Consider the following 17,167-nt stretch of genomic DNA (forward strand, 5'->3'; position numbering starts at 1 on the left):
CAATTTCGCCCTGACCGTCGGGCGGGCGTCATTATTTTGTCTGGTTGAGTACCAGCAATAGCGCGGCCGTTTGCGCATCCGGCGTGCCGTCGAAGCGCGAAGGGCGGTAGTGCATTTGAAACGCGGCGAGGACATGGCGCGTGGCGACATCCAGTTCGCCGGTCTGCGGTGTGTCATAGCCCAGATGCGCCAGTTGGGCCTGAAACCAGCTAATGCCCGGTAGCTCGCGGCTGTTGAACAGTGCCTCCTGGCGCGCCACGGCTTGCTCGTCGGGCCACAGGCCAAGGCCTTCGGCCGCGAGGCGCTTCCAGGGGAACAACGGCCCCGGATCGAGTTTGCGCAGTGGCGCGATATCGCTATGACCGATGATATGGCGAGGACTGATGCCGTTGCGCTGGCTGATGTCCTTGAGCAGAACGATCAACGATTGAATCTGCGCTTCGCTGTACGGGTACCAGAGGCGCCCGGTCGGGGTGTCCTTGAAGCCGGGATTGACGATTTCGATGCCGATCGAGCTGGAGTTCAGCCAGGTGCGGCCCTGCCATTGGCTTTCGCCGGCGTGCCAGGCGCGCTGGTTTTCATCCATCAGCTTGTAAATGGTGCCGCCCTTGTCGTCGCCGATCAGGTAATGACTGCTGACGTCGCCATGAGTCAGCAACTGCAGCGAGCGCTCCAGCGATGTGGAGGTGTAATGCACGACCACGAACTGGATGCGGCTGTCGTAATTGGCCGAAGGATGGCTGGTATCGAAGCGCGGACCGCTGGCACAACCGGCCAGCACGAGCAATGAGGCAACAAGGACTAAGAATTTCATGGCAGAGAGCGATACGCAGAAGACGATAATGCAACAGTGTAACGTACGGATTTGCCCGAAGTCGGTCAGCCAGCGGATTTAAACAAAATGGAACAATTGCTTCAGCTCAGTTCCACGCGGTTGCGACCGGCGTTTTTTGCACGATACAGCGCCTGATCGGCTCTTTTAAGCACCATATCGCTATGTTCTCCGACCCTGAACGATGCCAGCCCCATGGAAATCGTGATCGTCACCCGTTCGCCTTTGAAGTGAAACGGGCAGGCTTCAATCGCCGCGCGCAACGTTTCGAGCAGTTTGGCGCCCGCCGCCGGGGGCGTTGCGGGCAGCAGCAAGACAAATTCTTCGCCGCCGAAACGGGCAATGAAGTCTGAACCGCGCAGGCGTTTGCGCAGCACCGTGGCGATGATCTTTAAAACCTTGTCACCCGCCAGATGGCCGTAGCTGTCGTTGATCCGTTTGAAATGATCGAGGTCGAGCATCGCCAGGCTCAAGGTGTTGCCGTGTTGTTGCCACTGCTGGATCTCGTGTTCGAGGCGTTCGCTCCACGCCGCGCGGTTGGGCAAACCGGTGAGCGGGTCGATCAGGGCCTTCTGGCGTTGTTCCTCCAGATGCTCGCGAAAGCCCTGGGCTTCCTGTTCCATGTGGGCCACGCGCTCGGACAGGCCCTTGAGTCGGGCCGCCACTTCCTGCTCGCGGGCGTCGCGTTGCTTCTGGTGCTGGTCCATGGTGCCGAGCAGGCCTTCGAGGTGGTTTTCCAGCACTTGCTTGAGGTCGTCCAGATCCGCCGCTTCCTGCACGCTGGTCTGCAAGCCGTCGACTTGCTCGCGAATCTGCGTGTCCATGGCCCGCGCTGCCGAACGGTTGTCGGCATGGCCGTCACTGGCCGCCTGCAGGTTGCTCTGGAACGCTTCGAGGCGCTCGTTGAGTTGTTGCAGATAGGCTTCGAATTCGTGCTGGCCGCTGTCGGTGATCGCCAGCATCAACGTCGCAAGGTCGTCGAGGATGGGGATCAGTTCGTACCAGTTCAACCCGTGTTGGAGGCGGTCTCGCATGGCCTCGGCTTGCGGACGATGGCGCTCGGGCAGCGTGAGGTCGTCCAGCAGGCCGATCAAGGTTTCTTCGATGTGCCTGGCTACCGAGCTGTAGGAAGGCTCCGGCGAATCCGGGAGCGCGAACAGGATGTCGTGTTCCGATTGCTCCGGGTCGATCGCGGCCAGAGCTTGGGCGATGGGTTCGGGCAGCGGCAGGCTATCGAGGATCAGCGGCGCTGGATCGCCCGGACGGATCAGTTCGTCGGGGTTGAAAGGGGTCGGCGTGGCGTGCGTTTGAGCCGGTTCGGCGACGGCGTCGAGTGCCGGCAGGGCGGCTTCGTCGGTAATCGCCACAGGGGCCACGTCGGTGGACACCGTTGGCGGGGCGAAGGCCACCACGTCCGGTTCCGCGTGAGTCTCGGGTACGGGCGCAGTCGCCGCATCTACAGGCGCAGGTTCTACGCCCCGCGGTTCGGTGCCAGAAGCCGGGGCCACTGGCGTGGATTGCGCTTGTAGCTCGACCGTGACCGGCGCTGGTGCCGCAGGTGCTTCCTGCGTCGATGCGACGGCGACTGGGGTCGGTGCGGGCATTTCCTCGCTGTCGCGGCTGCCGAACAGTCGTTGTAGCAGCCCCGGACGCCCCGGTTCGGTTGGCGTCTCCAAGTGACTCAATGCCTTGCCTTGCAGCCCGCTCAATTCGCTGAGCAGCAGTGGCATTTCCCGTGCCGAACCGACGCGGCTGTCCAGTTGCTTGGCGAACTTCTTCAATGGCTGGGCGACTTCGCGTGGCAGCGGCAAGGACTGCAACTGCGTGACCAGTGCCGTCAGCGCGGTGCTGACCTGATCGATCCGGGTTTCACGGCGCTGCTCGGAATCGAGCACGGCTTTTTCCAGGCGTGGCAGCAGGGCGGCGAGGCCGGCGTCCATGTCGTCGGTGCGTACTACCTCGCGCATCTCCTTCATGCATTGATCGACGACTTTGTCGGTGCCCTCGGCCGCCAGCGTACTGCGCACCAGTCCGCGTCGCAGCAGATCAAGCCGGGCGGCCCAGCGTCGTTCGAGCTTGTCCTGCTGTTCGATGCTTTTGAGGTACTTCTCTTTCCAGCGCTGGGCTTCGTCGCTCATTCACAGGTTCCGCGAGGGGCAGGGCTCAACGCGGGCAATGCATCGGCCATGAGCGAACCCGGCAGACGAATTTCCACCGCGACCGGCAGGTGATCGGAAATGGGGTGGGCCAGCACCTCGACCTTTTCCAGGGTCAGGGTCGGGCTGAGCAAAATATGATCAAGGCAATGTTGTGGGCGCCAGCTGGGGAAGGTCGCTTCCACCTGCGGGGCCAGCAGGCCGAGATCGCGTAACGGCGACTGTTCCAGCAGATCGCTGGCATGGGTGTTCATGTCGCCCATCAGTACCTGGTGTTTATAGCCACCGATCAAATCGCGGATGTAGGCCAGTTGCAGGCTGCGCGTCCGCGCACCGAGGGCCAGGTGCATCATCACCACCACCAACGCTTCCGGGCCTTCGCCGAAACGCAGCAGGATCGCGCCGCGACCTTTCGGGCCGGGCAGCGGGTGATCTTCGATCGCCCACGGTTTCAGACGGCTGAGCACGCCATTGCTGTGCTGGGCCAGCCGGCCGAGGTTGCGATTGAGTTGTTGATACCAGTAGGGGAAGGCGCCCAGGTGGGCCAGGTGTTCGACCTGATTGACGTAGCCTGAACGCAGGCTGCCACCATCGGCTTCCTGCAGGGCGACCAGATCGAAGTCGCCGAGCAGGTCGCCGATCTTCTGCAGATTGCCCGAGCGCCCGGTGTGCGGCAGCAGATGCTGCCAGCTGCGGGTCAGGTAATGCCGATAGCGCTCGGTGCTGATGCCGACCTGGATGTTGAAGCTGAGCAGGCGCAGACGCTGATCCGCGGGCAAGCCCGTCGATGCCAGGTGATGCTCGTTGACCTGCGGATCATGCAGGCCAACGATGCGTTCGGACTTCCAGCGGCGCATGGCGGTTGCCGCGCTTAGTTGGCAGCGGCCTTGGTGGCGGCACGCTCTTTGGCGACCAGTTGGTCGGCCAGCTTCAGCGCTTGTTCGGCGCCGCCGGCGGAGCCGATGTCGAAGCGGTACTTACCGTTGACGATCATTGTTGGCACGCCAGTGATTTCATACTTCTTGGCCAGCTCGCGAGCCTTGACGATCTGGCCCTTGATGGCGAACGAGTCGAAGGTGGCGAGAAATTTGTCTTTGTCCACGCCCTGAGTGGCGAGGAAGTCAGCCATGTCGTTTTTGTCGGTGAGCTTTTTGTGTTCTTTCTGAATGGCGTTGAACACGGCGTTGTGAACCTTGTGCTCGACACCCATGGCTTCCAGAGTCAGGAACATCTGGCCGTGAGCGTCCCACGGGCCACCGAACATGGCGGGAATGCGCACGAAGTTGACATCGGACGGCAGCTTTTCAACCCAAGGATTGATCACTGGTTCAAAGGCGTAGCAATGCGGGCAGCCGTACCAGAACAGCTCGACCACTTCGATCTTGCCAGGCACCGCAACCGGGACCGGGTTAGCCAGTTCAACATAAGGGGCGGCAGGGGCTTCAGCGGCCTGGGCGGTCACGCCGAACAGGCTGGCAGCGACGAGGGCGGCGCTGATGATCAGATTACGCATGCTTTACTCCTGGACAATTTGGGTCGCCTCGCGCGGGTTGTTCGGGACAGATCCTGGCGGGCATGAGTGCTGTAGTGTAACGGCAGCGGCCACAAAAAAGGGCGGCCTAAGCCACCCTTTTTATACTTGCTGCGATGGATTAATCGAGCGTTAACGTGGCAGGCGCTGCGCGCCGCGTTCAACGCTCGAAAGCAAGGTCTTAGTGCAGGCCCTGGATATAGCTGGAAACGGCAGCGATGTCTTCATCGCTCAGCTTGCGTGCAATGGTGCGCATGGTCATCGCGTCGCCATCGTTGCTGCGTCCGGCCTCTTCTTTGCGGAAGTCGGTCAGCTGTTTGGCGATGTATTGAGCGTGCTGGCCACCCAGGTGCGGGAACCCTGCGGCCGCGTTGCCCGCGCCATTCGGCGAGTGGCAACCAGTGCAGGCTGGCAGGCCTTTTTCCAGGTTGCCGCCACGGAACAGCGCTTCACCGCGTGCGACGAGCTTCGGATCGGCGGCGCCAACGCTGCCTTTCTGGCTGGCGAACCAGGCGGACATGTCGGCCAGATCCTGATCGTTCAGGTTGGTCAGCAGGCCGGTCATTTCCAGAACGACGCGCTTGCCCGACTTGATGTCGTGCAGTTGCTTGTTCAGGTAGCGTTCACCCTGACCCGCCAGTTTCGGAAAGTTTGGTGCCATGCTGTTGCCGTCCGGGCCATGGCAGGCCCCGCAAACGGCGGCTTTCGCCTGGCCTGCTGCGGCATCGCCGGCAGCATGGGCGAAGCCTGAGATTCCCACGGTCAACAGCAGACTCACGATCAATTTGTTCATCAGCTAATCCAACTACGGCTAAGGGTTAAGTTATGGACCGGGTTTACTCTCGCTCATCCACAGGATGATGGCCTGGTAATCCTCGGCACTGCAGTCCATGCACAAACCACGCGGCGGCATCGCCTTGAAACCCTGGGTCACGTGTTGCACCAGCGTCCCCATACCTTTCGCCAACCTCGGCGTCCAAGCTTCCTGATCGCCTCTTTCGGGCGCCATGGGTAGTTGGCCGGAATGACAGGCACCACAAACACGGTTGTACACAGCTTCCGGATCCTGTGTAGCCTGTGCGCTGTAAAGCGGCATCAAGACTCCGGCAGCCAGCAGCCATTTCGTCATAAAACGACCTTTTCAGGGTTGAGAGCGTTCTGCGTTCTAATGCGCAATCAAAGTCTGTCGCTCTCGTGAACTTCATCCTTCGCTGGGACAAAGCACACACAAAATCTGCGGCATTATATACTGGCGTCACTGAAACGGAAGCGACACCGCGTTCCGCGCCCAATCCCGGCGCCGCCCACATCGGAAATCCCATGCAACTCAAGAATCCCATCCTCGGCCTGTGCCAACAGTCCACGTTCATGCTCAGTGCTGCCAAAGTCGATCAATGTCCTGACGACGAAGGCTTCGAAGTGGCTTTCGCCGGTCGTTCCAACGCCGGCAAGTCGAGCGCATTGAACACTCTGACGCATGCCAGCCTGGCGCGTACCTCGAAAACTCCGGGTCGCACACAGCTGTTGAACTTCTTCAAGCTAGACGATGATCGGCGTCTGGTCGACCTGCCGGGCTACGGTTACGCAAAAGTACCGATCCCGCTGAAGATGCACTGGCAGCGTCACCTCGAGGCTTACCTTGGTGGCCGGGAAAGTTTGAAAGGGCTGATTCTGATGATGGACATCCGCCATCCAATGACCGACTTCGACCTGCTGATGCTCGATTGGGCCGTGGCCGCCGGCATGCCGATGCACATTCTGCTGACCAAGGCTGACAAGCTGACCTACGGCGCAGCCAAGAACACCCTGCTCAAAGTGCAGGCGGAAATTCGCAAGGGTTGGGGTGATCTGGTGACGATCCAGCTGTTTTCTGCGCCAAAACGCATGGGCCTGGAAGAGGCCTACACTGTCTTGGCGGGCTGGATGGAGCTGGCTGACAAGGGCGCTGAATTGCCTGCGGAGTAAATCGCAGGCAAAAAAAGCCCCGGGATTCATTGGGGAGGGAGAATTCCGGGGTTTAAGTTCCGAACCGCTAGGGCGGGGTTCAGATATCTGCCAACACTTAACACAACATAGGAGCATCGAAGGGCTTCACCAGCCATTCAGTACCTCTGAGTGTTCGGTTGGCAGATTAGTTCAGATTTTTTTCGAAAAGCTTTGGAATAAGTTCAAGCGCGTTTCGGACTAAGCTGATTTTACCCCGGTTGCCGCGCCGCGATGTCGCGGCAACAGGGGCCTCAAAGGGCTTAGTGAGCCTCATCCCAGTTGTTGCCCACGCCCACTTCGACCAGCAACGGCACATCCAGCTTCGCCGCCTCGCTCATGTGCACGCGGATTTCGGCACTGACCTGCGCGACCAGATCTTCGCGAACCTCCAGTACCAATTCATCGTGGACCTGCAGGATCACCCGGGCATCCAGTCCGGACGTCGCCAGCCAGTTATCCACAGCCACCATGGCTTTCTTGATGATGTCGGCCGCCGTGCCCTGCATCGGCGCATTGATCGCTGTGCGTTCAGCAGCGGCGCGTTCCTGTGGCTTGTTCGAATTGATCTCCGGCAAGTACAGGCGGCGACCGAAGAACGTCTCGACGTAACCCTGATCCGCCGCTTGCGCGCGGGTGCGGTCCATGTACTCGCGAACCCCCGGATAACGGGCGAAGTAAGTGTCGATGTAGGCCTTGGCGGTCTTGGTGTCGACGCCGATATCCTTGCCGAGCTTCTGCGCACCCATGCCGTAGATCAGCCCGAAGTTGATCGCCTTGGCGCTGCGGCGCTGGTCGGAGGTCACTTGGTCGAGCTCGACCTTGAACACTTCGGCTGCGGTGGCGGTGTGCACGTCGAGGTTGTGGCGGAAGGCGTTCATCAAACCTTCGTCTTTGGACAGATGCGCCATGATCCGCAGTTCGATCTGCGAATAGTCCGCCGCCAGCAATTTGTAGCCCTTGGGGGCGACGAAAGCCTGACGAATACGTCGGCCTTCAGCGGTGCGCACCGGGATGTTCTGCAGGTTCGGATCGCTGGAGGACAGGCGCCCGGTCGAGGCAACGGCTTGATGATACGAGGTGTGGATGCGCCCGGTGCGCGGGTTGATCTGCTCCGGCAGGCGGTCGGTGTAGGTGCTTTTCAGCTTGCTCATCGAGCGGTGTTCCATCAGCACCTTCGGCAAGCGGTGATCGTCCTCGGCGAGCTTCGCCAGCACTTCTTCGGCGGTGGATGGCTGGCCCTTGGCAGTTTTCTTCAGCACCGGCAGGCCGAGTTTTTCGTAGAGAATCACCCCCAGTTGCTTGGGCGAGCCGAGGTTGAATTCTTCGCCGGCAATCTCGAACGCTTCACGCTCCAGCGCGACCATCTTGTTGCCCAGCTCGATGCTCTGGATGCCCAGCAGTTCGGCATCGACGAACGCGCCCTGGCGTTCAATACGAGCCAGCACCGGCACCAGCGGAATCTCGATGTCGGTCAGCACGCTCGCCAGGCTCGGGATGGCGCTGAGCTTGTCAAACAGAGTCTGGTGCAGACGCAGGGTGATATCGGCGTCTTCGGCTGCGTATGGCCCGGCCTGCTCCAGGGCGATCTGGTCGAACGTGAGCTGCTTGGCGCCTTTGCCGGCGATGTCCTGGAAACTCACCGTGGTGTGGTCGAGGTATTTCTGCGCGAGGCTGTCCATGTCGTGACGGGTCGCGGTGGAGTTGAGCACATAGGATTCAAGCATCGTATCGAAGGCGATGCCGCGCACGGTGATGCCGTCGTTCTGATCGCCGCCGATGGCGCAGTTGGCCAGAATATTCATGTCGAACTTGGCGTGCTGGCCGACCTTGAGTTTGTTCGGGTCTTCGAGAATCGGTTTGAGCGCGCGCAGCACGGTGTCGCGATCCAGTTGCTCAGGCACACCAATGTAGGAGTGGGTCAGCGGGATGTAGGCGGCTTCGTTGGCTTGCACGGCGAATGACAGACCGACCAGTTGCGCCTGTTGCGCGTCGATGCCGGTGGTTTCGGTGTCGAAGGCGAAGAGTCTGGCGTTGCGCAGTTTTTCCAGCCAGGCGTCGAAACGTGCCTGATCGAGAATGGTTTCGTACGCGGCTTGAGCGGGGGCAGGCGCTTCGGCTTCTGGCGTGCTGAACAGATCGGCGGCCGGCGCCGGCTCGACAGCCGCGCTCAGTTCCAGGCGCTTGGCGTCCCGATCAAGGTCGTTCAACCAGCTCTTGAACTCCAGCAAGGAGTACAGCTCGTAGAGTTTGGCCGGATCTTCCGGACCCATCTGCAAATCATCGAGACCAATGTCCAGCGGCACGTCGATTTTGATGGTTGCCAGTTGATAGGAGAGGAAAGCCATCTCTTTGTGCTCTTCGAGCTTGGCCGGCAGGGTTTTAGCGCCGCGAATCGGCAGGGTCGGCACGATGTCGAGGTTGGCGTACAGCTCGGTCAGACCACCATTGACGCCAACCAGCAGGCCGGATGCGGTCTTCGGGCCAATGCCCGGCACGCCCGGGATGTTGTCGGAGGAATCGCCCATCAGCGCCAGATAATCGATGATCTGCTCCGGTGCGACGCCGAATTTCTCCTTCACGCCCTCCACATCCATCGAGCTACCGGACATGGTGTTGACCAAGGTAATGTGGCCGTCGACCAGTTGCGCCATGTCCTTGTCGCCGGTGGAGATGATCACCGGGCGATCCGCCGCCGCGCTGCTGCGGGCGAGGGTGCCGATCACGTCGTCGGCCTCGACGCCGTCCACGCACAGCAGCGGGAAGCCGAGGGCGATCACGCTCTGGTGCAGCGGCTCGATCTGCACACGCATGTCATCGGGCATGCTCGGGCGGTTGGCTTTGTATTCGGCGTACATCTCATCGCGAAACGTCCCGCCCTTGGCGTCGAACACCACGGCGAACGGGCTGTCCGGGTACTGCTTGCGCAGACTCTTGAGCATGTTCAACACGCCTTTGACCGCGCCGGTCGGCAGGCCTTTGGACGTGGTCAGCGGTGGCAGTGCGTGAAAGGCGCGGTACAGGTAAGACGAACCGTCCACCAGGACGAGGGGGGCTTGGCTCATGAGCAGGATCAACCTTTTCGGCGGGTCCGGCGCTAGAATAGCGGGACCGTTGACGACAAAGGGACAAGGTTATCATGCGTACGTTAAATCGCTTGCTGCTGGTCGGGTTGATCGCTGTCTCACCACTGGCCGCGATGGCGGCGGATGATGCGCCGGGCGGCGACCCCGAGGTCACCATCCGCACGGAGGGCGACAAGACCATTCAGGAGTACAGCCGGAATGGCTTCGTCTATGCGATCAAGGTCACGCCCAAGAAGGGCAAACCGTATTTCCTGGTGCGCGCCGATGGTTCGGACGCCAATTACATCAGATCCGACCAGCCGGATATGCTGATTCCGTCGTGGGAAATCTTTACCTGGAAGTAAGCTTCCCGATTTTTAACCGGCGTCGCCTGACTGCGGCGCCAAAACTGAGCAGTTTTCAATGTCTGTGTTCACTCCCCTGGCTCGGCCCGAGCTGGAAACCTTTCTCGCCCCTTACGGGCTCGGCCGCCTGCTTGATTTCCAGGGGATCGCCGCCGGCAGCGAAAACACCAATTTCTTTATCAGCCTGGAGCAGGGCGAATTTGTCCTGACCCTGGTCGAACGCGGCCCGGTGCAGGAGATGCCGTTCTTCATCGACCTGCTCGACGTGCTGCACCAAGCCGACCTGCCGGTGCCATACGCGCTGCGCACCACTGACGGCGTGGCGTTGCGTGAGCTCAAAGGCAAACCGGCGCTGCTGCAACCGCGCCTGTCGGGCAAACACATCAAGATCGCCAATGCCCAGCATTGCGCGCAGGTGGGTGAGTTGCAGGCGCACCTGCATCTGGCGACCCAGGGCGAGCGCATGATCAAGCGCAAGACCGATCGTGGCCTGGACTGGATGCTGGCGGAGGGCGGCGAATTTTTATCGCACCTGCGCGATGAGCCGCAGGCTTTGCTGCAACAGGCGCTGGAGGAGATCAGCGCGCAGAAGGAGCGGATTCTCGCGCTGCCACGGGCCAATATTCACGCCGATCTGTTCCGTGACAACGCGATGTTCGAAGGCACGCACCTGACCGGCCTGATCGACTTCTACAACGCTTGTTCGGGGCCGATGCTGTATGACGTGGCGATCGCCTTGAACGACTGGTGCTCGGATGAGGAGGGCGTGATCGATGGCCCGCGCGCGCGGGCGTTCCTCGGAGCTTACGCGGCGCTGCGGCCGTTTACGGCGGCGGAGGCTGAGTTGTGGCCGACGATGTTGCGCGTCGCGTGTGTGCGGTTCTGGCTGTCACGCTTGATCGCGGCTGAGCAGTTCGCCGGGCAGGACGTGTTGATCCACGATCCGAGGGAATTCGAACAGCGGTTGGCGCAACGGCAGAAGATCAGCACACCGTTGCCTTTCGCCCTTTAAAAGCTTCGCGAGCAAGCCCGCTCCCACATGAGATCTGTGTCGTTCACAAATCCAATGTGGGAGCGGGCTTGCTCGCGAATGGGTCAACGCCGATGCTGGGATTACAGCGACTCCAGGCACCCGGCCAGGTCGTTGCCGAGTTTCTCCAACACCTGCTCATAACCCTGAGCCGTCGCCGGTGTATAGCCACCCAACGCATCCAGCTCGGCCAGTTTCACCGGCAAACCGGCCACCAGCGTTTCCGCCAAACGCGGGCGCAACGGCGGTTCGCTGAATACACACGTCTTGCCCACTTCCTGCAAGCGCTTGCGCATCGCCGCGACGTGCTGCGCCCCTGGCTGCACCTCGGCGGCCACGGCGAATACCCCGGCGTGGTTCAACCCATAAGCGTCTTCAAAGTAGTCGAAGGCTTCGTGGAAAACGAAGTACGGCTTGCCTTCAACGCTGGCCAGGCGCTTTTTCAAACGCTGATCCAGCGCATCCAGGCGTTCATCGAAAGCCTTGGCATTGCGCTGATAGCGCTCGGCGTTGGCCGGGTCGGCGGCGCTCAGGTCGGCGGCCATCCTGTCGGCAATCACCCGAGCGTTGATCGGTGACAGCCACAAGTGCGCGTCCAGCGAGCCGGGGCGATGGTCGTGATCATGTTCGTCGGCCTCGTCGGCCTCTTCGGCGTGAGAGTGGTTGTCCTCGCCGAAATGACGCAGTTTGAGCCCTGGCAGATCCTGCACGGCGATGCTCGGCAAGGTGCGACCGCTGAGCACGCGCGGCAGGAAGCCCTCCATGTCAGGACCGATCCAGTAAAGCAGATCGACTGACTGCACTTTCCGTACGTCGGATGGGCGCAACGCGTAATTGTGCGGCGAGGCACCTGGCGGCAGCAGCACCTCGGGAATCGCCACGCCGTCCTGCACGGCAGCGGCAATCAACTGCAACGGCTTGATGCTGGTGAGGACTTTGACCTCGGCCTGAGCCGAGCCGATCAGCAGAAAACTGGCAACAAAAGCTACAAAAACAGAAAAAAGTCGGGACACGATGACCACTCAAGGAGGCGAGAACGGGTAACATAATAACGTCTCTATCAAATCTCGTCGCCGCCCATGCCTATTACACCGATCGCCAGCCGTCCCCACGACCACTCTCATTGCGTGCACAGCGCTTTGTCCGAGGCCGATGCCTTGTGCGCCCAGAAAGGCTTGCGCCTGACCGCGTTGCGCCGCCGGGTGCTGGAACTGGTGTGGCAGAGTCACAAGCCGCTGGGCGCCTATGACATTCTTGCCGTACTCAGCGAGCAGGATGGCCGCCGCGCCGCGCCGCCAACCGTGTACCGCGCGCTGGACTTCCTGCTGGAAAATGGCCTGGTCCACCGCATCTCGTCGCTGAACGCCTTTGTTGGCTGCGTCCACCCTGAACACGCGCATCAGGGCCAGTTCCTGATCTGCCGCGAGTGCCATGCGGCCATTGAGCTTGAGCAAAAAGTGATCAGCGACGCGATCATCAATAGCGCCAAAGAGGTCGGGTTCATTGTCGAGGCACAGACCGTCGAAGTCGTCGGCCTGTGCTCCGGGTGCCAGGGGGCTTGATGAGCAACGCGTTGATTCGTCTGGACCAGGTCGCCGTCACGTTTGCCGGACAGACCGTGCTGGACAACATCGAGCTGAGCGTCGAGCCGGGGCAGATCGTCACCCTGATCGGCCCCAACGGCGCCGGCAAAACCACCTTGGTGCGCGCTGTACTCGGGCTGTTGAAACCGGACAGCGGCAGCGTCTGGCGCAAGCCGAAGCTGCGCGTCGGCTACATGCCGCAAAAGCTGCATGTCGATCCGACCTTGCCGCTCTCGGTCCTGCGTTTCCTGCGTCTGGTGCCGGGCGTTGACCGTACGCGCGCATTGGCCGCGCTGAAGGAAGTCGGCGCCGAACACGTTATCGACAGTCCGGTGCAGAGTGTGTCCGGCGGCGAAATGCAGCGCGTGCTGCTGGCCCGGGCGCTGCTGCGCGAGCCGGAACTGCTGGTGCTCGACGAGCCGGTGCAGGGCGTTGATGTCGCCGGCCAGGCCGAGCTGTACAGCTTGATCACCCGTCTGCGCGACCGCCACGGTTGCGGCGTGCTGATGGTCTCGCACGATTTGCATCTGGTGATGAGCACCACCGATCAGGTGGTCTGCCTCAATCGCCATGTCTGCTGCTCCGGGCACCCCGAGCAAGTCAGCGGCGACCCTGCGTTTGTCGAGTTGTTCGGCAAGAACGCGCCGAGCCTGGCGATCTATCACCACCATCACGACCATGCCCATGACCTGCACGGTTCGGTGGTCAAAGGCCCGGTTGCCGGGCAGCCTCACGTTCATGGAGACCACTGCAAGCATGGCTGATTTTCTGTTGTACGCCCTGCTTGCAGGTCTGGCGCTGGCAATGGTGGCCGGGCCGTTGGGTTCGTTTGTGGTCTGGCGGCGCATGGCCTACTTCGGCGACACCTTGTCCCATGCCGCATTGCTTGGCGTGGCGCTGGGCTTCTTGCTCGATGTCAGTCCCACCGTCGCGGTGACGGTCGGCTGCCTGCTGCTGGCGGTGCTGTTGGTGACCCTGCAACAACGTCAGCCACTGGCCTCCGACACGCTGTTGGGAATTCTTGCGCCGAGCACGCTCTCTCTTGGCCTGGTGGTACTAAGCTTCATGCATGAAGTGCGGATCGACCTGATGGCCTATCTGTTCGGCGACCTGCTGGCGATCAGTCCGACCGATCTCATGTGGATTCTCGGCGGCACGGCGGCAGTGCTGGTGTTGCTGGTGACCCTGTGGCGGCCGCTGCTGGCGGTCACCGTGCACGAAGAACTGGCCAGGGTTGAAGGCCTGCCGGTGGCGGCTTTGCGCCTGGCGCTGATGCTGTTGATTGCGGTGGTGATCGCGGTGGCGATGAAAATCGTCGGTGTGTTGCTGATCACCTCGTTGCTGATCATCCCGGCCGCTGCGGCACAGCGTCACGCCCGCTCCCCGGAGCAGATGGCGCTGGGCGCCAGCCTGCTGGGCATGCTCGCGGTGTGTGGCGGGCTGGCATTGTCGTGGTTCAAGGACACCCCGGCCGGACCGTCAATCGTTGTGACAGCGGCCGCATTGTTTCTGCTGAGTTTTGTTCTGCCCCGTCGAGGGGTGTAGACTTGCTCGCTTTTTGCGCAATTAGAGAGTCGCAGGAATGAAGCCGTTCGCCTCCCGTTATCTGCTCCTTGTCGCATTTTCAGTGCTGCTGGGCGCCTGCCAAAGCACGCCGCCGGTGGCTGAAGTCCCCGATGCGCGAGCTACGGCCATCGCACAGCTGGAGCAAAGCCTGGCCAGCAGCGAACTGGCCACCGCCGAAGACCAGTTGGCCGCGTTGCAGGCCGCATCCCCCAACGACCAGTCCCTGGAGCAATACCAGCGACAACTGGCCGAGGCGTATTTGCGTCGCAGCCAGATCGTCCTGCAAAAAGGCGATGTCAACGCTGCCGCGACCGCGTTGAGCCGTGCCCGTGCCTTGATGCCCACGGCTCCGGCACTGACCGGCGGCGTCAACGGCGCCATCACCGAGGCGCGCAAAGCCGAGCTGGAGAAGGCCGAAGCTGCCTTGCTGGCCGCCGAAGCCAAGCCAAAAGCCAAGGTGATCGACCCGACTGCCGAAAGCACCACGGTTGCCTTGAACATCGGTGATATTCACAAACTTCAGCGCCAACTCGATGCGATCGCCGCCGATGTCGTGAACTATGAGTGCGCTGTCAGCATCCAGGCACCGCGCACGGCGGATTATCCGTGGTTGGCAACGTTGCTGAGCAAGCGCGTGAAAAAGCTTGATCCGGATTTTGACCTGCAGATCGAGAAGCAGATTTTGCGCACAGTGCCGGCGCAGATGGTTCTGAGTCCGCGTAAACCCTGAAAAAAGCATCGCGAGCAGGCTCACTCCTACAATGGATCTCGGTTTGACACACAACCCCTGTGCATCCTGAGACCCCTGTAGGAGTGAGCCTGCTCGCGATAGCGTCCTTCCTGTCAGCCGATAATCAAGCCGGAATCGCCTTGGCCTTAGGCTCCCGCGCCCACACCCGATGCTCGCCAATCGCGGCAAAGAACGGCTTGGTCAGCGCACCCACATCCTTGCCCTGCAGCAACCCCGCATCCGCGTCCAGCTTCAGCAAGTCTTGCAGTTGCTTGGCCTCACCGTGCAACGCAATTGCTTTCAGGTGCTTGTACGCCTCGAGCAGGTAATGCAACGCCACACCGTCGCCGCTTAAAGCGGTGACCGACGCCGCGCCCCCCGGCACGAACACCGCGTCAAACGCGATTGAGGGCATGCCTTCCATCGATGCATCCACCGCCAATGCCTTGCCGTCTGCGGTTTTTACCGGCGCCGAGGTCGGGCCGAGCAGTTTTGCGTGGGCACCTTCGCCTTCCAGCGCTTTCTTCATGGCATCGATGGCCGCACCGTCCACACCATTGGCGGCGAGAATCGCCACTTTGCGCGTCTTGATATTGCCGGGCAGCAGGTTGGCCTGACTCAACGCCGGAGAGCGTTCCAGCGCAGTCTTGCGCACCTCGACCGTGCCTTTGACCGGCGCCGGCAAACCGAGGTTTTGCGCAACACGCTTGGCCAGGGTCAGGTCGATGTTGGCGAGGATTTCGTTCACTTCGCGCGCGCGGATAAATTCACGCTCGACCTTGCCCAGTTCGAAGCTGTAAGCGGCAATGATGTGTTCTTTCTCATGCTCGCTCATGCTGTTGAAAAACAGTCGGGCCTGGGAGAAGTGATCGCTGAACGACTCGCTGCGCTGGCGGATCTTCGCCGCGTCGATGCGCTCCGGATAGCTCTCGAAACCACCGTCCTGTGCCGCCGGTGGGGTTTCTTTCGGCCAGCCGCCGTCAATCGAGTTGGGCTCATAAGAGGCGCGGCCCTTGTCGATGGTGGTGCGATGTTGCGCGTCGCGCTGGCCGTTATGGAATGGCGCCACCGGACGGTTGATCGGCAATTCATGAAAGTTCGGCCCGCCGAGTCGGCTGATTTGCGTGTCGGTGTAGGAAAACAGTCGGCCTTGCAGCAACGGGTCGTTGGAGAAGTCGATGCCGGGCACGATGTGGCCCGGGCAGAAAGCGACCTGCTCGACTTCGGCAAAAAAATTGTCCGGGTTGCGGTTGAGGGTCATTTTGCCCAGTGGCGTAATCGGTACGATTTCTTCGGGAATGATCTTGGTCGGGTCGAGGATGTCGAAATCGAAGTCGTGTTCGTTTTCCTCTTCAACGATCTGCACGCCCAGTTCCCACTCCGGGTAGTCGCCCATCTCGATCGCTTCCCACAGGTCGCGACGGTGGTAATCGGTGTCTTTACCGGCGAGCTTTTGCGCTTCGTCCCATACCAGCGAGCAAGTACCCGCCGTCGGGCGCCAGTGGAATTTGACGAAGCGCGATTTGCCCTCGGCGTTGATCAGGCGGAAGGTGTGGACGCCGAAACCCTGCATGCTGCGCAGGCTTTTCGGGATGGCCCGGTCGGACATCGCCCAGATCACCATGTGCGCCGATTCCGGCACCAGCGAGACGAAGTCCCAGAAGGTGTCGTGAGCCGAGCCGCCGGTCGGGATTTCGTTGTGCGGCTCGGGCTTCACCGCGTGTACGAAGTCAGGAAACTTGATCGCGTCCTGAATGAAGAACACCGGCATGTTGTTGCCGACCAGGTCGAAGTTGCCCTCGTCGGTGAAGAATTTCACCGCAAAACCGCGTACGTCACGCACGGTATCGCCGGAACCGCGTGGCCCCTGCACCGTGGAAAAACGCACGAAGACCGGGGTTTTCTTGCCCGGGTCCTGTAGGAAGCCCGCCTTGGTCAGTGCTGCATGGTTCTCGTAGCTCTGAAAGAAGCCGTGCGCGCCAGTGCCGCGCGCATGGACGATGCGCTCTGGAATCCGCTCATGGTCAAAGTGCGTGATTTTCTCGCGCATGATGAAGTCTTCGAGCAGCGATGGCCCGCGCGGACCGGCCTTGAGGGTGTTCTGGTTGTCCGCGATCTTCACGCCCTGATTGGTACGCAGCGCCTGGCCTGTAGCGTCGGAGCGGAATTTTTCCAGGCTGTCGAGTTTGGCGTTGGTGTTGGCGCGATCCGGGGTATCGGTCCCGGCCATCTCGCTTTTATCAGGTGCAGGCTTTTTGATGCTCATCAGACGTAAACTCCTCGTTTGGCCCCGGATGCCTTCCGCAGACCCTTGAGTGATTCCCGG

16 protein-coding genes are annotated in these 17,167 nt (G+C 61.2%); 7 read left to right on the forward strand and 9 right to left on the reverse strand.

Translation table 11 applies throughout. From position 1 onward, the window contains the following. Positions 1-31: 31 nt before the first annotated feature. From HU755_RS05205 to HU755_RS05230, 6 genes are all read right to left on the reverse strand, one after another. Entirely contained in the window at positions 32-814 is a 783-nt protein-coding gene (locus tag HU755_RS05205; protein ID WP_186630825.1) for an N-acetylmuramoyl-L-alanine amidase, read from the reverse strand. Between the two features lie 101 nt (positions 815-915). After that, the gene (locus tag HU755_RS05210) at positions 916-2,970 is read right to left on the reverse strand and encodes a diguanylate cyclase (RefSeq protein ID WP_186630826.1); all 2,055 of its coding nucleotides are present in this window, start codon (positions 2,968-2,970) and stop codon (positions 916-918) included. Next, positions 2,967-3,845 (reverse strand): endonuclease/exonuclease/phosphatase family protein, encoded by an 879-nt coding sequence (locus HU755_RS05215; RefSeq protein WP_186630827.1) that lies wholly within the window; start codon positions 3,843-3,845, stop codon positions 2,967-2,969. The genes HU755_RS05210 and HU755_RS05215 overlap by 4 nt, the downstream gene beginning before the upstream one ends. A gap of 14 nt (positions 3,846-3,859) precedes the next feature. After that, positions 3,860-4,501: a thiol:disulfide interchange protein DsbA/DsbL gene (locus HU755_RS05220; protein ID WP_186630828.1), complete on the reverse strand. Its 642-nt coding sequence runs from the start codon at positions 4,499-4,501 to the stop codon at positions 3,860-3,862. A gap of 199 nt (positions 4,502-4,700) precedes the next feature. Further along, complete coding sequence (locus HU755_RS05225; RefSeq protein ID WP_186630829.1) at positions 4,701-5,312, reverse strand: cytochrome c; 612 nt, start codon at positions 5,310-5,312, stop codon at positions 4,701-4,703. Between the two features lie 30 nt (positions 5,313-5,342). Then, positions 5,343-5,648, reverse strand: a complete 306-nt coding sequence (locus HU755_RS05230) for a cytochrome c5 family protein (protein WP_186546279.1) — start codon at positions 5,646-5,648, stop codon at positions 5,343-5,345. Between the two features lie 191 nt (positions 5,649-5,839). On the opposite strand from HU755_RS05230, the gene yihA reads away from it, so the two are divergent. Continuing rightward, the gene (yihA, locus tag HU755_RS05235; protein ID WP_186630830.1) at positions 5,840-6,484 is read left to right on the forward strand and encodes a ribosome biogenesis GTP-binding protein YihA/YsxC; all 645 of its coding nucleotides are present in this window, start codon (positions 5,840-5,842) and stop codon (positions 6,482-6,484) included. A gap of 281 nt (positions 6,485-6,765) precedes the next feature. Here the strand turns inward: yihA and polA are convergent, their stop codons facing one another. Next, positions 6,766-9,567 carry a DNA polymerase I gene (gene polA / locus HU755_RS05240; RefSeq protein WP_186630831.1) on the reverse strand — a complete coding sequence of 934 codons (2,802 nt, stop codon included), beginning with the start codon at positions 9,565-9,567 and terminating at the stop codon, positions 6,766-6,768. A 74-nt stretch (positions 9,568-9,641) separates the two neighbouring features. Here polA and HU755_RS05245 point away from each other — a divergent pair, with 74 nt between their 5' ends. Together HU755_RS05245 and HU755_RS05250 are read left to right on the forward strand one after the other, a co-directional pair. Continuing rightward, positions 9,642-9,932 (forward strand): DUF2782 domain-containing protein, encoded by a 291-nt coding sequence (locus tag HU755_RS05245; RefSeq protein WP_024014988.1) that lies wholly within the window; start codon positions 9,642-9,644, stop codon positions 9,930-9,932. A gap of 58 nt (positions 9,933-9,990) precedes the next feature. Then, complete coding sequence (locus HU755_RS05250) at positions 9,991-10,944, forward strand: homoserine kinase (RefSeq protein ID WP_186630832.1); 954 nt, start codon at positions 9,991-9,993, stop codon at positions 10,942-10,944. A gap of 101 nt (positions 10,945-11,045) precedes the next feature. On the opposite strand, the gene znuA is transcribed toward HU755_RS05250, so the two are convergent. Then, complete coding sequence (znuA, locus tag HU755_RS05255) at positions 11,046-11,975, reverse strand: zinc ABC transporter substrate-binding protein ZnuA (RefSeq protein WP_186630833.1); 930 nt, start codon at positions 11,973-11,975, stop codon at positions 11,046-11,048. 66 nt (positions 11,976-12,041) lie between these two features. Here znuA and HU755_RS05260 point away from each other — a divergent pair, with 66 nt between their 5' ends. Genes HU755_RS05260 through HU755_RS05275 form a run of 4 tightly spaced genes read left to right on the forward strand, consistent with a single transcriptional unit; the run spans position 12,042 to position 14,841 of the window. Then, a complete protein-coding gene (locus HU755_RS05260; RefSeq protein WP_186546284.1) occupies positions 12,042-12,524 on the forward strand; it encodes a Fur family transcriptional regulator in 483 nt (160 codons plus the stop codon). Next, the gene (znuC, locus tag HU755_RS05265; RefSeq protein ID WP_186546285.1) at positions 12,524-13,309 is read left to right on the forward strand and encodes a zinc ABC transporter ATP-binding protein ZnuC; all 786 of its coding nucleotides are present in this window, start codon (positions 12,524-12,526) and stop codon (positions 13,307-13,309) included. Before HU755_RS05260 ends, znuC begins: the two co-directional genes overlap by 1 nt. Next, the gene (gene znuB / locus HU755_RS05270) at positions 13,302-14,090 is read left to right on the forward strand and encodes a zinc ABC transporter permease subunit ZnuB (protein ID WP_186618892.1); all 789 of its coding nucleotides are present in this window, start codon (positions 13,302-13,304) and stop codon (positions 14,088-14,090) included. The genes znuC and znuB overlap by 8 nt, the downstream gene beginning before the upstream one ends. A 37-nt stretch (positions 14,091-14,127) precedes the next feature. After that, positions 14,128-14,841: a PA5502 family lipoprotein gene (locus HU755_RS05275; RefSeq protein ID WP_186546287.1), complete on the forward strand. Its 714-nt coding sequence runs from the start codon at positions 14,128-14,130 to the stop codon at positions 14,839-14,841. 124 nt (positions 14,842-14,965) lie between these two features. Here the strand turns inward: HU755_RS05275 and katE are convergent, their stop codons facing one another. Beyond that, complete coding sequence (gene katE / locus HU755_RS05280) at positions 14,966-17,107, reverse strand: catalase HPII (protein ID WP_186630834.1); 2,142 nt, start codon at positions 17,105-17,107, stop codon at positions 14,966-14,968. Between the last annotated feature and the right edge of the window lie 60 nt (positions 17,108-17,167).

Origin of the sequence: Pseudomonas sp. SWRI111 (genome assembly GCF_014268555.1) — a bacterium.
Classification (GTDB): Bacteria; Pseudomonadota; Gammaproteobacteria; order Pseudomonadales; family Pseudomonadaceae; genus Aquipseudomonas; species Aquipseudomonas hamedanensis.

Excerpts from the sequence above, each read along its gene's own strand:
- HU755_RS05205 (WP_186630825.1), bottom strand. The coding sequence starts at position 814 with ATGAAATTCTTAGTCCTTGTTGCCTCATTGCTCGTGCTGGCCGGTTGT.
- HU755_RS05210 (WP_186630826.1), bottom strand. The coding sequence starts at position 2,970 with ATGAGCGACGAAGCCCAGCGCTGGAAAGAGAAGTACCTCAAAAGCATC.
- HU755_RS05215 (WP_186630827.1), bottom strand. The coding sequence starts at position 3,845 with ATGCGCCGCTGGAAGTCCGAACGCATCGTTGGCCTGCATGATCCGCAG.
- HU755_RS05220 (WP_186630828.1), bottom strand. The coding sequence starts at position 4,501 with ATGCGTAATCTGATCATCAGCGCCGCCCTCGTCGCTGCCAGCCTGTTC.
- HU755_RS05225 (WP_186630829.1), bottom strand. The coding sequence starts at position 5,312 with ATGAACAAATTGATCGTGAGTCTGCTGTTGACCGTGGGAATCTCAGGC.
- HU755_RS05230 (WP_186546279.1), bottom strand. The coding sequence starts at position 5,648 with ATGACGAAATGGCTGCTGGCTGCCGGAGTCTTGATGCCGCTTTACAGC.
- yihA (WP_186630830.1), top strand. The coding sequence starts at position 5,840 with ATGCAACTCAAGAATCCCATCCTCGGCCTGTGCCAACAGTCCACGTTC.
- polA (WP_186630831.1), bottom strand. The coding sequence starts at position 9,567 with ATGAGCCAAGCCCCCCTCGTCCTGGTGGACGGTTCGTCTTACCTGTAC.
- HU755_RS05245 (WP_024014988.1), top strand. The coding sequence starts at position 9,642 with ATGCGTACGTTAAATCGCTTGCTGCTGGTCGGGTTGATCGCTGTCTCA.
- HU755_RS05250 (WP_186630832.1), top strand. The coding sequence starts at position 9,991 with ATGTCTGTGTTCACTCCCCTGGCTCGGCCCGAGCTGGAAACCTTTCTC.
- HU755_RS05260 (WP_186546284.1), top strand. The coding sequence starts at position 12,042 with ATGCCTATTACACCGATCGCCAGCCGTCCCCACGACCACTCTCATTGC.
- znuC (WP_186546285.1), top strand. The coding sequence starts at position 12,524 with ATGAGCAACGCGTTGATTCGTCTGGACCAGGTCGCCGTCACGTTTGCC.
- znuB (WP_186618892.1), top strand. The coding sequence starts at position 13,302 with ATGGCTGATTTTCTGTTGTACGCCCTGCTTGCAGGTCTGGCGCTGGCA.
- HU755_RS05275 (WP_186546287.1), top strand. The coding sequence starts at position 14,128 with ATGAAGCCGTTCGCCTCCCGTTATCTGCTCCTTGTCGCATTTTCAGTG.
- katE (WP_186630834.1), bottom strand. The coding sequence starts at position 17,107 with ATGAGCATCAAAAAGCCTGCACCTGATAAAAGCGAGATGGCCGGGACC.